Annotated in this window: 4 protein-coding genes; all 4 read left to right on the top strand. The window is 56.3% G+C overall.

Annotation, left to right across the window (positions count from 1 at the left end):
* The 4 genes from RF819_RS00310 to RF819_RS00295 all read left to right on the top strand — a co-directional run bounded on the left by RF819_RS00310 (position 1) and on the right by RF819_RS00295 (position 15,837).
* On the top strand, positions 1 to 5,097 hold the full coding sequence (locus RF819_RS00310) for a DNA methyltransferase family protein (protein WP_242472963.1): 5,097 nt from the start codon (positions 1 to 3) through the stop codon (positions 5,095 to 5,097).
* Positions 5,098 to 5,201: 104 nt separating this feature from the next.
* Positions 5,202 to 6,806, top strand: coding sequence for an HNH endonuclease (locus RF819_RS00305; protein WP_078363135.1), 1,605 nt, complete (start codon positions 5,202 to 5,204; stop codon positions 6,804 to 6,806).
* Between the two features lie 455 nt (positions 6,807 to 7,261).
* Entirely contained in the window at positions 7,262 to 13,702 is a 6,441-nt protein-coding gene (locus RF819_RS00300) for a DEAD/DEAH box helicase (RefSeq protein ID WP_078363134.1), read from the top strand.
* The gene (locus RF819_RS00295) at positions 13,699 to 15,837 is read left to right on the top strand and encodes a UvrD-helicase domain-containing protein (protein ID WP_078363133.1); all 2,139 of its coding nucleotides are present in this window, start codon (positions 13,699 to 13,701) and stop codon (positions 15,835 to 15,837) included. The genes RF819_RS00300 and RF819_RS00295 overlap by 4 nt, the downstream gene beginning before the upstream one ends.
* The last annotated feature ends 67 nt before the right edge of the window (positions 15,838 to 15,904 follow it).

The raw sequence follows: 15,904 nt of genomic DNA, 5'->3' as shown, positions 1-15,904 counted from the left end.
ATGGCCGTACTCGACGCCGTTGAAACCTTCGCTGGCATTGCCAACGAAAACGAGTTTTACAGCCACCACTACCTGGCCGAAGTTTTCAAGGGCGACATCAAAAGCCGCCTGGAAGCTTGGGACGCGCATGAAGCCCTGCATCCCGGCGAAGAACAAGAGCGTGCCCCCGCCAAACGTCTCAGCGCCTGGGGTCAAAAGTGGTTTGCCCTGCGTGGCCAGATTGCCAAAGCCCGCGACGACGCTGAAAAGTGGCAAATCTTCACCCAGATCCAGACCGGCTTGCTGCAAGCCCTGGGTTATGCCGCCCCCAGTAAAGCGTCGGTGATACATGAACTGGTCCCCGGCCAGCCCTTGCCACTGTGGCAGCTGCTGGCCAAGGGCAGCAGTGCAGGGCAGAGCGCCGCTGCAGCAGCCATGCTGCCCAGCCAGCTCGCCATCGTCCCGGCCTACCAGCCCGGCGCAGAAGACGAAGACCTGCTTGACCACAAACTCACTCACCTGCACTATGCCGGTGAAAATGTCCCGCCAGCCCTCAAGGGGCAAGCGTGGGCTGCTATTGTTTCTGAAGCTATCTTTGGCGCTGAAAATCCCCCGCGTTACGTCATCCTGCTGGGCCTGGACCACTGGCTGCTGTTGGATCGGTATAAGTGGCCCAACAACCGCGCCTTGCGTTTTGACTGGGTCGACATCCTCGACCGCAGAGACACCGCCACCCTGCAAGCCGCCGCCGCGCTCTTGCACCACGACAGTCTGGCCCCCGGTGAGGGCATCAGCCTGCTGGAAAGCCTGGACGAAAACGCCCACAAACACGCCTTTGGTGTCAGCGAAGACCTCAAACACGCCCTGCGCGAAGCCATCGAGTTGCTGGGCAACGAGGCCGCCAACCAGTTGCGTCAGCAAGCGGTCGATGCAAAAAAAGGCTTCTTCAGTGGCAAAGACCAGCTTGACCCCGCCGACCTCAGTCTGGAATGCCTGCGTATGGTGTACCGGCTGCTGTTCATGTTCTACATCGAAGCTCGGCCTGAACTGGGTTATGTGCCCATCGCCAAGAGTGAGGTTTACCTCAAGGGCTACAGCCTGGAGTCCTTGCGCGAGCTAGAGCTGCAGCCGCTCAACACACCCCACGCGCGTGACGGCTTTTACTTCGATGCCACCTTGCGCCGCTTGTTCAGCCTGGTAGCCACCGGCTGCGGTTTTGAGAAGCAAACCGGTGAACAGCAACACCTGGCCAGCCAACTGGCCGGTGCCAAAGACACCTTCACGCTGGCCCCGCTGGACAGCCGCCTGTTTGACGAATCCACCATGCCGCTGTTGGCCAAGGTGCGTTTCCCCAACCATGTGTGGCAGACCATCATCCGCCTTATGTCACTCAGCCGTGGCAAAAAAGGTGGCCAGCGCCGTGGCCGCGTCAGCTACCAGCTGCTGTCCATCAACCAATTGGGCGCGGTGTATGAGGCGTTGCTGAGTTACCGGGGTTTTTTTGCCGCAGAAGACCTGTATGAAGTCAAACCCGCCCCCAAAAAGGGTGGCCGTGCCAGTGCTGACGACGATGCCGACGACGCAGACGGCAGCGGCGGTGATGCTGATGCTGATGAGCGCGATGAAAGCTCAGAAAGCAATAGCAGCTCAGGCAATACCCACGGGGGCTCAGGTGCTGATTTGCTTGAAAATGCCTGGTTCGTCCCTGCCAGTCACCTGAGCGACTACAAGGAAGACGAACGTGTTTACGACGTCAACGACGCAAACCACCGCCAGCTGCGCAAGCACCCGCGTGGCAGCTTCATCTACCGCCTGGCCGGACGCGACCGGCAAAAAAGCGCCAGCTACTACACCCCCCAGGTGCTCACTCGCTGTCTGGTCAAGTACGCGCTCAAAGAGCTGTTGGGCAGCGACCGCGTCAAACGCGCCGACGACATCCTGACCATCACCGTGTGCGAGCCCGCCATGGGCAGCGCCGCGTTTTTGAACGAAGCCGTCAACCAGCTGGCCGAGGCCTACCTGGAGAAAAAGCAGGACGAACTCAAAAAACGGATCTCCCACGACGACTACCCGCAAGAGCTTCAAAAAGTCCGCATGTACCTGGCCGACCGCAATGTGTTCGGTGTCGACTTGAACCCCGTGGCTGTGGAGTTGGCCGAGGTGTCCCTGTGGCTCAACGCCATTTATGGCGAGCCCACCCAGGACAAAGACGGCAACCCGCTGCCCGTCAAACCCGCCCGCGTGCCTTGGTTTGGTTACCAACTTTTTGCTGGCAACAGCCTCATCGGTGCAAGGCATCAGGCTTACCGACCCGGTGGCCTCAAAAAGGGTGCAAAGCCTGCCTGGCATGAAGAGCCGCCAAGGGACTGCAGCAAAGCCAATCCCCGCCAGCCAGACGAAATCTGGCACTTCTTGCTGCCCGACCCCGGCATGGCCAACTACACCGACAAGGCCGCCAAAGCCCTGTATCCGGAGGACTTCAAACGCCTGGCCGCCTGGCGCAAAGAGTTCAACAAGCCCCTGGAGTCCTATGAAGTGGGCCGCCTGCAACAGCTCAGCGCTTGTATTGACGACTTGTGGGCAGAACACACCGCAGCCCTGGCGCGCGACCGCGCCCGCACCGAAGATTTCATGACCGTCTGGCCCCATGCCTTGCTCCCTCTCCCTCTGGGAGAGGGCAGGGGTGAGGGCTTGCCTCCAAGCCACGCCATCAGCCGTGCCCAAAAAGAAGCCATCCGCCGCCAGGGCCTGCTCAATGCCGATGGCGACCTGGCCACGCCGTACCGCCGCCTGAAATTGGTCATGGACTACTGGTGCGCCCTGTGGTTCTGGCCCATCACCCAAAGCGCCACCTTGCCCAATCGCGAAGCTTGGTGGATGGAGGTGGGTGCCATTCTGGAAGGCAATATTGTTGACCTGGCGCCCCAGCAAGGGCTGGACCTGCGCCCCACGGAGCCCGAAGCACCACAGGTCATTTTTCCGGAAGTGCAACCGGTGTTTGAGGGCTTTGAGGTTCAGTTGCCTTTAAGCCAGGCTGCTGATCAACCCAACCTGCACGACAAGCTGGGCCAGTTGCGTATCAGCAAACTGCGTCAGCACTTTGCCCGTATACCGCAGGTGGAGGCGGTAGCTGAAGCGCGCCGGTTTTTGCATTGGGACTTGTGCTTTGCGGACATCTTGTTGCAGCGCGGTGGGTTTGATTTGATTTTGGGTAATCCGCCGTGGCTCAAGGTGGAATGGAATGAATCCGGCATTCTGGGCGAGCGCAACCCGGTGTTTGCCATCCGCAAGATCAGCGCCAGTGAACTGACCAGGCTGCGCGCTAAAGCCTTCAATGACTTTCCCGATCTGCAAACGGCGTGGACAGATGAGTTGCAGGAGGCCGAAGGCACGCAATACTTCTTGAATGCAGTGCAAAACTACCCGCTGCTTCAGGGTATGAAGGCTAACCTATACAAATGCTTTATGCCCCTGGTTTGGCGATTGGCCAGCCCAGTAGGGGTCAGTGCGCTGCTGCACCCGGAGGGGCCGTACGATGATCCTGAAGGTGGCCGATTGCGCGAGGTTCTATATGCGCGGTTAAGACAGCATTTTGGTTTTGCCAACCTAATGAAGCTTTTCCCCGAGGTTGGTCACACTATCAAGTACAGCGTTAACGTGTATGGACGCCTTCAAACTCAAACGAAGTTTGAGCACATAGCCAACCTGTTTGCACCGGCAACAGTTGATGCCTGTTATCGACATGATGGTTTGGGTTTACTGAATGGCATCAAAAACGACAACGGTCAATGGAACACCACGGGACACCGTGATCGGATCGTGCGTGTCGATGATGCCACGTTGGCAACCTTCGCTCAGCTCTACGACGACCCCGGCACTTACGCCCGCCGGGCCCGACTGCCTGCCTTGCACGCTGGAGCTTTGAGTAGCGTACTTGCCAAGCTGGCGGCTTACCCAGAGAGACTTGCTGAGATTGGCGATCGTTGTTTCAGCACCCAGCATTGGAACGAAGTCCAAGCAAGAGATGATGGAACCATAACTCGTCGATCTTCGGCTGACGCTGGGTTTGCCAGTACACCGCAAGACTGGGTATTGTCTGGACCACACTTTTTCTTGAACAATCCATATAACAAAACGCCGCGCAAAATCTGTACCGAAAAGGGACATTACGACAACATCGACCTGCAAGTCCTACCCGACGACTATCTGCCGCGCACCAACTACCGGCCAATGACAGATGAAGCCGAATACCAGCGACGCACGCCGCGGGTAAGTTGGGTGGAGGACGGGGCGGCAGGAGCGAAGCTTGTGACGGAGTATTTCAGGCTCGCCTTTCGCGCCATGATTGGTTCTGCTTCAGAGCGAACTCTAACTGGGGCCATGATTCCGCCTGGCACCGCTCACATCAACGGTGTTCAGTCATCGGCATTCAAGGAAACGGACAATCTGTTGTCAGCAGGATGCATTAGCAGTGCATTGGTAGCTGATTGGTACATCAAATCCATGGGTCGTAGCAATCTACACGGCACTTGGTTGCAACTGCCGCACTTTGCGTTGCCTTCCACGCTGGCTAGCCGCTACCTAGCCCTCAACTGCCTAACCACCCACTACGCCCCCCTATGGGAGCAGGTCTACGACCTCGCCTTCACCGACCAAAGCTGGAGCCAGCCCGAAAACCCGCGCCTGCCGCAAGACTTCTGGCAAAGCCTCACCAGCGACTGGACGCGCTTTTGCGCCCTGCGCAGCGATTACGCCCGCCGCATGGCCCTGGTCGAAATCGACGTGCTGGTCGCCCAGGCGCTGGGCCTCACGCTTGACGAGCTGCTGCTGATCTACCGCGTGCAATTCCCGGTGATGCAGGGCTACGAGCGCGATACCTGGTACGACATCACCGGCCGCATCGTCTTCACCAACAGCAAAGGTCTGGTCGGTGTCGGCCTGCCCCGCAAAGGTAGCCGCACCACACCTAAAACCAAAATCACCACCCCCGACGACAAAGTGCGCCCCGGTAACCATGGCTGGGAAGACCTGTACAAAGACGGCCAGTGGCTGGTGCCCGACGGCACCGTGGTCACCATGGAAGTGCTAGATGACACCCTGCCCGGCGGCCCCCGCTAAGTCACCCGCACCTTCAAAGCCCCCTTCGCCCGCGCTAGCCGTGAAGACGACTACCGCATTGCCTGGAAGTTCTTTGTCGATCAGACCACCGGAGAAAATCAATAATGTCATCCCTCTATCTCGCCCGCCTCAAGCCCGATGAACGTCAGGCGCTGATTTCAAAACTGCACGCGACCCAGAAGGGCAGCTGCTTCATTTGCGAACAGGCGATTGACCTGGTGATACATAAGGACACCCTCGACGTGGATCACGTGGTGCCGCTCAATGATCGCGGCAAGGATGACCCGGTGAATTTTGCTTTGACCCATGCCAGCTGCAATCGGTCCAAGCAAGCCTCCAATCTTGAGGTGGCGCGGGTTCTACATCGCTTCAAACTGCTCAAGGAAGAACTTGAGGCTGAAAATCGCAGTCCGAATCTGGGTGACTTGCTGAAAAAGGCGGGAGGCGGCAACCACGCGTTGGGGTTCAAGCTATCAGCAAATGAAATAACCTACAGCTTGTCAGAGCTTGGCGACAATGCACTTCGCTCCGTTCCCGTTTACAAAGACGAGTTAAGCGGCTTTAGCTTCTTTTTCGCCAATTTTCCAATTCAATATCTCGCGCACGACGACCATATCAATCCCCGCTCTATCGGGCCAAACATCTCCAAGTTGGTCGAGGAGTTCTACAAGAAGCGGCCGCAACTGCATGTGCCGCTTGCTTGGATGAAGAGCGAAGGCGGCAAGTGCGCCATTCAAGTGTTTGACGGACAACACAAAGCAGCTGCTCAAATCATGCTGGGGGTCAAGGCACTACCGGTCCGCGTCTTCATTGACCCCGATCCCGATACGTTGATCACTACCAACACCAATGCGGGTACTACGCTCAAGCAGGTGGCCTTTGACAAGTCCGTTCAACGTCACTTGGGTAGCTCTCTCTATCAGGACCGGATTCAGCGCTTTCTTAAAGAAACGGGACGCCCACAGGATGATCTGAGTTTTTCAGAACGCGATTTAGTCACACACTTCAAGGGGCAATCCAAGGAGATCAAGCGCTACATACTTGATGCGGTTCGCAATGGTGTGACATCAGACCCCGGCAACAAGCTCCGCGACTATATCGATTTTGGGGGGCGTGGAAAAGAGTCGCCCTTGTCCTACAGCACGATAGAAAAAACTTTCTATTCATTCTTCGTCTTCCAGGAAGTTCTGGAAACTCCAATTAACTACCGGGCTGAAGAGGGCGAGAACCCACGCATCGTTGAATGCAATCAAATATTACGTTTGATGAACCTGATTGCTGAGGTTCTGTATGTCGATAAGTTTGACTCTGACGTGGGTACCGACAAGATCGAAAGCAAGTTGCAAAAAGGTGAAATACCAAAATTGGACCACTTGCGGGCATTTCGCATGAGTAAGGAAGAGATCATTTATAACTGGCTGCAACTGGTTGGCCAGGTTGCGCGCACCTATTTCATTACTCTGGGTAAACCCGATCCCAAGGATCGCCTGTTCCAGATGCCATTCCCTGATCAGGTGTGGGACAACATCCGAAAGTTCCTCGGCAACCTTGTAGTGATGCCGCTCTGGGTGAATATCGATCTGTCCGAAACGATCTTTGGCGGCAAGCAGAACAACGGTTTCTGGAAAACGGTGTTTGAAACGGGACGCACGCCGCAGGGCATGGAGGTATTGGTGAAGCCGATAAACCTCATTGAGATGATCAAGTGAAGACGGATCGGCGCCAAGAAGTCGGCGCTGACGAGATGACGCCGAGCAACGACGCGCAGAGAAATACCAGGAGATAACCCTTTATGCTCCCAACACTACTCGCCCACGAGATTCAAAACTGCCCGAAGCATCTTTTGCGGACGGGGTTTGAGCCATACGACCCGTTGTTTGCAGGCGTGATACAGCCCTTGGCCCAATCCTTCACTAAAGGTAAGAGCAGTGGTCCGCTTCAGGCCGGGAGAGCAGCAGGACGGAGGCATGCCAGTCAACCTGGCAGCTTCGGTCGAACAGCGTGGGGGTTATGTCGTCCTGGTTTCTGGGCAATTGCGATGATGTGTTTCATCGACACGATGAGCTGATGCATTAGCAATCGACTCATGATTTTGAATTCAATCCGTTGCCGCGAACATCTTTCGCAATTCTTTGACAGCAGAAAACCTTGGTGATCCAGTCATATGCTTCCATCTCTTCTAGCCCGCGATATCCAGCAAGGTCTGCAGCAATTTCTGATCACCGGCTTTGAGCCGTCAGACGACTTCATGCACGGGGTGATGAGCCGGTTTGTGCAAGACCAGTCGGGCTGGCTCAAGGGGCCATATCTGCAGGTTGGCTTACCTTTTACAACTGGCAAAGCAGGACGCAAGTTTTTCAGCGGGTTCGAGACCGAGTTTCCTGGGCACAGCCACCAAGAGGCGGCTTGGAAACGCTTGTCCAGCCAAATGCTGGCCGACCACACATTGGTGGCCACTGGCACCGGCAGCGGTAAAACCGAGTGCTTTTTGTACCCGGTGCTAGACCATTGCTCGCATATGCGCAAAGCTGGTGGCGCTGATAGCAGTGGCATCAAGGCGCTGGTGATTTACCCGATGAACGCCCTGGCCAGTGACCAGGCCCGGCGGTTTGCACAACTGGTGGCCAGCACGCCTGCCTTTGCAGGTTTGCGGGTGGGTTTGTATGTGGGTGGTGCAGTGGCCGACCCAGGTCAGGGCATGGTGATGACCCCCACCAATGTGATTACCGACCGGGACACCTTACGCAAGAACCCGCCAGACATTTTGTTGACCAACTACAAGATGCTGGACTACCTGCTACTGCGCCCCAAAGACCGCAAACTGTGGGAGCGCAACACACCGACCACACTACGCTATTTGGTGGTGGACGAGTTACACACTTTTGACGGTGCTCAGGGCACCGACCTGGCATTGTTGCTGCGTAGGTTGCGGGCACGCCTGAAATCCCCGCCGGGGCATCTGATTTGCGCTGGCACCTCGGCTACCTTGGGTGGTGCTTCAGACACGGCTGCGTTGCGAGATTACGCCCGGCAAATCTTTGGGGCACCGTTCGGGCCAGAGTCGGTCATCACGGAAAACCGTCAATCAGTTGGCGTTTTTCTGGAAGACGCTTTTGTTGAATTCATGTTCCAAAGCCCGCCGGATTTAGCAGGCGTTTTGGACTCTGCCCAGTTCAAGACCCCTGGACAGGCGGTGGCCAAATGGTTTGAACTGTTTTTTCCGGACGAACCCAAGCCTGCAGATGTCACAGATGTGGCCTGGCGTATCCAGCTTAGCGACTGTCTTAAGCGTCACATTCTGTTTGTCAATTTGCTCAAGCAGCTTAAGGGCGGCGTTGTCCACTATGACGAATTGACTGATCGATTACACAAGAACCTGCCTGTGGCGGCACATGGGCAGGTTCGCGAGGTGTTGGACGCATTGTTGGTGTTGGTGGCATGGGCCAGACTGCCCGGTGTCACGCCAGACAAGCCCATCCCGCTGGTGAGTTTGAGACTGCAACTTTGGATGCGGGAACTGCGACGCATGGTGGCCAAACTGGCAGTGGAATCTGACGATGTTCGGTTGCGCAGCTCAGCCGATGTGGCAGCCAACCCGGACGGGGTATATCTGCCTTTGATCCAATGCAGCGAATGCCACACCACCGGTTGGTTGTCTCGGCTGGTGCAGGGCAGCAACAAGCTTTCCACCAAGCTCGACGAGATCTACAACACCTGGTTTGCCGGTCGACCGGAGGCCACGCGTTTGTATGCGGCAAGCAGCGTCAAACGGCCACAGGTGGAAGGTGTAGTGCAGCATGCCTGCGTGGCCTGTGGCAATCTGCAACAAGGCCCTGGCACCTGCCAGGCTTGTGGCCAACAAGACTTGCTGGCGGTGTACAAAGTAATTGCCCAGCGCAGTTTTTCTATTGGCCAAGTGCAACACACACGCCATGACAACACTTGCCCCGCTTGCGGCAACCGCGACCGGTTGTTGTTGCTGGGTGCACGCAATGCCACGCTGGGCTCCCAAGTGGTGGAACACAGTTGGGCCAGCCCGTTTAATGATGACAAGAAGCTAATTGCGTTTTCTGACTCGGTGCAGGATGCTGCGCACCGGGCTGGTTTTTTTGGCGCGCGCACCTACCTCAACAATGTGCGCACCGCGCTGGCCAAAGTGATTGATGAGCTGGCACGGCCCAGTTTGAGCTGGTCAGACTTTCTGGCTCAGGCCGATGCGCTGTTTGATACGCCGGGCTCGGTGCTGAACATGTCGCCAGAGCGTTTGTTGTCAGAGTTCATTGGCCCCAACATGACCTGGCAGCGTGACTGGGCTGAAGAACTGCTCAAAAAAGGGGCCTTGCCAGCGTCCAGCCGGTTGCCTGCCAAGGTGCGCAAACGGCTGTTGTGGCAGGCTTACAGTGAATTTACCTATTTGAGCCACCGGGGTCGCAATCTGGAGCGTATTGGTAAAGCCACGGTGTCCGTGCCGCTGGATCGGGTGACTGCTGCGGCTGAACTGCTGTTGCCAACGCTGCAAGAAGAGTTCGATGGCAAGGGCCTAAGTCTGGAGGTGTTGACCCAATGGCTGTGGGGCTTGCTGACCCATATGCGCCGTCGTGGTGCTGTGATGCACCCGGAACTAACCACATATGCCGGTGACGGCAATGTTTATGCCTTGACGAATACCGGTGGCCGCCGAGAATGGTTGCCCAGCATGGGCGAGCGCACCCCCAGGCCGGTGTTACTGACCTTGGGCAAACAACGCGACTTTGACAAGTTGACCAATGCGCACAAAACCAGCTGGTTTGACCGCTGGGCGGCGGCGGCTTTGGGGCGCCAGATGTTGTTATCGCCGGGCATGGCAGTGGATCTATTCAATGCGGCCGCCAAGGTGTTGGAAAGCCAGAGTATTCTGGTACGTACGGTTGACCACCAGGGTGACACCTTGGCGATCAACCCACTGGCATTGCAGATAGATACCCAAACGACTTACCTGGCAACGCCATTAGGCAAACGACGGCTGACAGTACCTGCCAGCGCAGCACCAGCATTACAGGGCATGCCCTGTATCGATGCCACCGATGAGTTTTACGATGACATGTTGCCTACGGGCGGTTGGTTGTCGGATCGGTTCAGCCAGGGTGATTTGCGTCGGGTGATTGCTGCCGAGCACACCGGATTGCTGGAACGCGAGGAGCGCGAGGCTCTGGAAATTCGCTTCAAATCCAAACAGCCACGAGATTGGTACGAAAACCTGCTTTCAGCTACCCCCACCTTGGAAATGGGTGTGGACATCGGTGATTTGTCCTCAGTGTTACTGTGTTCAGTGCCACCGAATCAGGCCAGTTTTTTGCAGCGCATGGGGCGCGCCGGTCGGCGCGATGGCAACGCCATGACCACTACTTTGGCGGATGGCAGTAGCCCGCACGACCTGTATTTCTTTGAAGAAACTCAGGAAATGCTTTCTGGTGAGGTAACTCCCCCCGGTGTCTTCTTAAAAGCTGCGGAGGTGTTGCGTCGACAGCTGTTTGCCTTTTGCATGGACGACTGGGTGAGTGGCATCAGCTCGGCCACAGCTTTCCCAGAAAAGACCTCCACCGCCCTTGATGCGGTGGAACAAGTCAATCAGGCGCGTTTTCCATACAACTTTTGCGACCATGTTCTGGCCCACGAGCCTAGGCTGTTTGGCGCCTTCATCGACTTGTTGGGTTCAGATGTTGATGCCATGGTGCGACAACGCCTGCAAGACTTTCTGCAGGGCCAGGGGGATGTCGACGGTTTGAGATCCCGTTTGCTGAAGTATCTTCAGGAGTTGGTCGAAGAGCGCAAGACCTACAAGAAGCGCAAAGACCAGATTGATGTGCTCAGAAAATCCGCGGAGCAGCGCCCTCAGGATGAGGCCACCCGTGCGGAGATCGATGGTCTGCTGCGTGAGCGCGACAAGATGCTGGAGCTGATTGCAGAGATCAACAAGCGGGACTTGCTGAACACGCTTACAGATGCGGGGCTGATCCCTAACTATGCGTTTCCTGAAGCTGGCATCGAGCTGAAGTCTGTACTGTGGCGCAAGCGGGGTGCGGATGAACAGGGCCAGGGCACATATGTGGCGCTGCCTGCCATCAAATACGAGCGGCCTGCCAATTCGGCCCTGTCCGAGTTTGCTCCGGAGAATCGCTTTTATGCGAACCAGCGTAAGGTGGAGATTGACCAGATTAACATGAATCTGGCAAATACCGAGGAATGGCGGTTTTGCCCATCGTGCCACCACATGCAAAACCTGGAGGTTGAGGCGGACACCCATGTTGTCTGCCCAAGGTGCGGAGATGACATGTGGGCTGATGCCGCCCAAAAGCGCACCTTGCTGAGGTTCCGCCAAGCCATCGCCAACAGTGACGACACCAAGGTGCGCATTGATGACAGCGCAGACGACCGGGAACCAAAGTTTTTTGTGCGCCAGTTGATGGCGGATTTTGATCAGAAAGACATTCGAGAAGCTTGGCAAATCAAAACCGGTGGCTTGCCATTTGGTTTTGAATTTGTGTCACGGGTGACATTCAGGGACGTGAATTTTGGTGAGTTGGTCAAACCGGGTGAGTCGTTCAGGGTGGCTGACAAGGAGTCGTCAAGGCCTGGTTTCAAGCTTTGCAAGCATTGCGGCAAAGTGCAGGCACCACCAAAAAATCGGTTCGAACCCGCTGGTCAACACCACAGTTTTGACTGCGTAAAGCATGGCAATGAAGATCCGGCCAACCTGCTGGAGTGTTTGTACCTGTACCGTGAATTCACGTCTGAAGCACTGCGTATCTTGGTGCCTTATACCAAGTCGGGCGTCGATGATGAGGTCGTTCAGTCTTTCATGGCGGCCCTTCAACTCGGCTTGAAGAGGCGATTTGGCGGTCGGGTAGACCATTTGCGACTGGTGACGCAGGATGAACCAGGCAAGGATGGCGGACCGAGGCGGCACTTTGTGATGCTGTATGACTCGGTGCCAGGGGGCACGGGCTACCTTCACCAGTTGTTGGCCCAGGATGCTGGTACGCTAGCTGATGTGCTGCGCATGGCGCTGGAGAGCATCAACAAATGCTCTTGCAATGACGACCCTGAGAAGGATGGTTGTTACCGCTGCGTGTACCAGTACCGCTTGGGGCGCAACATGCTTCTGGTGTCGCGTGACCGTGGCAAGGAGGTGCTGACCGAGCTGGTGGCCTCTTTGGACCAGTTGGAAAAAGTGGCCACGATTTCGGACATCTTCATCAATCCCAATTTTGATTCGGTATTGGAAAGCCGGTTTATCGAAAGCCTGCGCCGAATGGGCGGCGCATCAGGCTTGCCGCCGGTGAAGTTGGTGCAAGACATCGTCAATGGCAAATCTGGTTTCGTTCTTGAACTTTCCGGGCAAAGGTATCGCATTGAGCCGCAATGCAATTTTGGCCCCTCTGAAGGCGTTGCAGTGGCCAGTAAGCCGGACTTTGTGATCTGGCCCTGGCAGTCAGGATCGGCCCGCAAACCTATCGCAGTGTTCTGTGACGGCTGGACCTATCACCAAAATTCGTTGCGTGAAGATGCATTGAAGCGAAGCGCCTTGGTAGCCAGCGGTAAATTTTGGGTCTGGTCTGTCACCCATGAGGACGTGAAGGCGGCCTTGTCTGGCGCCATAGCGACTGATCTGGATTCGCCCTTGGTCATGGCCAACCGTCATGATGGGTCCAAGGCGCCGGTGAGTTTGCCAAGAGCCGTGCAGGGCGCGTTCAGCCATCAGGCGGTGTTTCAGTTGTTGAATTGGCTGGCCAGCCCCATCGTGCCAGGCAGTGACGTGGATGCGGCGGTCACGCAAATGCAGCGAAATGCGCTGTGGCTGGGTTTTCTGATGGTGCCGTCCAAACCGGCAGAGTTGCCGCAAGTTCAGAACGACCTGGCTGCCTGGATGCAGCAATTGCCAGAATGGCTGCAGCACCCTGGCAAAGGGTATGCCCCCAGTTTGTCTCGCAAGGATTTTTATCCAGTGATCGCAGCTTCATGGCCACTGGCTTGTGCTCAGGGCAAGACCGAGGGGCTGACCAGTCCGGGTGTGCTGGTGCTCGATGACCTGCTAGACCAAACAGAGCAACTGCCGCACCTTTATTGGCGACGATGGCTTGCGTTGTTCAATACGCTGCAAACTTTGCCTGGGCTTGTGATGACGACCACAAGCGGCATTCAAGCTGGCGATATTGAACGGCTCATAGTGTCCCCTGCTAAGCCCACGGCACCTGCTGGATCGGCTGACCAGGCGGCTTTGTCCCAAGAATGGGCAGAGCTTTTGGACTTGACCCTGGAGACGCTGAAGGCCGGTTTGCACGAATTGGCCATGATGGGCGCTCAACCTCCGATGATTGGGCATGAGCTGGCTGATGAACACGGCGCGGTGATAGCCGAGGCTGAAATGGCGTGGCCAACCAAGCATGTCGTGCTGCTTACTTTTGAACAGGCTGACATGACAGACGTCTGGGTCATGGCGGGTTGGCAAGCGCTGGTGTTGGATGAGCCAAACCCAACCGTCGAGGGCATCGCGTGGTCAGAGGCGGTGGCTACCAAATTGGGGATGATGGGTTTACATAAAACAGATGAGGGAGTGTCAGCATGAGTGTGAAACCAAAAGTAGCCTTGTCGCAGGACTTTCTGTTTCAACTGGCTAAGTTGCCGTCCAGTGCCCAATCCAAGGTGCTGAAATGGGCGGTGAAGTTCCAAGCTGATCCCAAAAGCCCTGGCATCAATTACGAAAAGATCAACGCTGCCCGTGACCCCAACCTGAAGTCGGTGCGTGTTGACCTGGACTGGCGTGGCATTGTTTTCAAGCCGGACAGCGGCGATGTGTACGTGCTTTTGCATGTGGATCACCACGATGAAGCCTATCGCTGGGCTGAGCGTCGAAAGATCGCTATCAACCCTGTCACCGGGGCAATGCAGATCGTGTTTGTCCAGGAGATGGCAGAACCTGTGGTGGATGCCTTGGTCGCTGCAAAACCAGTTGCTGTCGCTACACCGGTCACATCGGCTGTGCCTGCTGAGTTGTTGGCAGACCCACAACCCCTGTTATTTGCAGCGCTTTCAGACCATGAGTTGATGAGCATGGGTGTACCTGAAGACTGGCTTGGCCGGGTTCGAGGGGTGCAAACTGAAGCTCAATTGGATGGACTGCAGGCCAGTTTGCCCGTTGAGGCGTATGAAGGTCTTTTCTTGATAGCGGCTGGGGATACGGTGACGCAAGTATTGACATCACGCGAAACGCGTGTGGATCGCACAATTGACACCGAAGATTTTGTGACTGCTTTGACCACACCTGAATCACAGTCCCGGTTTGTGGTTGTCGATGATGATGAAGCCATGTTGGCCATCATGAACGCGCCATTGGCCCAGTGGCGGATCTTTCTGCACCCAACCCAATACAAATTGGCTGGCGGTGACCGCAGTGGACCGGTGCGCGTCTTGGGCGGAGCAGGCACGGGCAAGACGGTGGTAGCCATGCACCGGGCCAAATGGCTGGCGGAAAACAGGACTCAAGGTGAACAGAAGGTGCTGTTCACCACGTTCACCAAAAACCTGGCCATGGACATTGAAGACAACTTGAAGACGCTTTGTTCACCCAAAACGATGGCCAGGATTGAGGTCCGAAACCTGGATGCATGGGTACACGGATTCATGCGTTCACGCAAGCTGGAACACAAAATTGTCTATGACCGTAGCCAAGATGGTGCGTTGCAAGCCTGGCAGGCCGCGTTGGCCGTGAAGGATGCCTCACTGGATTTACCTCCAACTTTCTACGAGCAGGAGTTCGAGCAAGTGGTCTTGGCGCAAGGTGTCACCACAAAGGATGAATATCGTGCTGTGCGCAGGATCGGTCGGGGTGTCATTCTGAGCCGTGCCAAGCGCGACGCCGTTTGGCCAGTGTTCGAAGAGTACCGGGGTCAGTTGACCTCACGCAAGCTAAAGGAAGTGGATGACGCTTACCGCGACATTGCCACAGTCCTCACCCAAGAGGCTGATAGAGGTGGTGCAGGTCTGCCTTACAGTGCCATCGTGATTGATGAAACGCAGGATTTTGGGCCGCAAGCCCTCAAACTGTTGCGTGCCATGATGCCGCGTGAGGCCAATGATCTGTTCTTTGTTGGTGATGGTCATCAGCGCATTTACAGCCGCCACCGCGCTGCTATGAGCAAATGCGGGATCGACATCCGGGGCAGGGCGCGTAAGCTTTACCTCAACTACAGAACCACCGATGAGATTCGCCGGGCTGCGGTGGCTCTGCTTGAGGGCTGTGAGGTGGACGATCTGGACGACGGGCACGATGAAACTCGCCGGTACAAGTCGCTGTCACATGGTCCGGCGCCTACAGTCATTGAGACAAACAGTGTGGAGGCCGCTGTTGCCTCAGCGCTTGCCAGCGTGAAGCATTGGCAAATCGATGATGCTGACCACCAGCTTGGCAACACGTGCGTCATAGCCAGCAGTCAGGCGGTCCGAAATGTATTTGCTCGCCAATTTGAGTTGGCTGGCCTGGCTACATCGGTCATTGACGCCAATCAGAACATTTCTAGTGCTGCGACTGTTGTGCACTTTGCCACCATGCATCGCGCCAAAGGCTTGGAATTTGACCGGGTTATCGTCGTCGCCCCCGCTGCATATTTTGACGACCCGGCAGACACACTTGGTCAGCGCAAGTTGTTATACGTTGCGGTGACTCGGGCGAAGCGTGAAGCTACTTTGATCAAAACTGGCTGAAAAGTGTCAGACATGTCTGTGAAGTCGTTTGGCGGACCGACTCAAGGTGTCAGACGTTTGCAAACCA

The sequence above is a fragment of the Rhodoferax fermentans genome (genome assembly GCF_002017865.1).
Lineage (GTDB): Bacteria > Pseudomonadota > Gammaproteobacteria > Burkholderiales > Burkholderiaceae_C > Rhodoferax > Rhodoferax fermentans.
Note: the sequence above shows the minus strand (reverse complement) of the source record. Positions and strands in the feature narration are given on the sequence as shown.

What these genes read in the sequence shown, in the direction of transcription:
- RF819_RS00310 (WP_242472963.1), top strand. Translation starts at nt 1, where the DNA reads ATGGCCGTACTCGACGCCGTTGAAACCTTCGCTGGCATTGCCAACGAA.
- RF819_RS00305 (WP_078363135.1), top strand. Translation starts at nt 5,202, where the DNA reads ATGTCATCCCTCTATCTCGCCCGCCTCAAGCCCGATGAACGTCAGGCG.
- RF819_RS00300 (WP_078363134.1), top strand. Translation starts at nt 7,262, where the DNA reads ATGCTTCCATCTCTTCTAGCCCGCGATATCCAGCAAGGTCTGCAGCAA.
- RF819_RS00295 (WP_078363133.1), top strand. Translation starts at nt 13,699, where the DNA reads ATGAGTGTGAAACCAAAAGTAGCCTTGTCGCAGGACTTTCTGTTTCAA.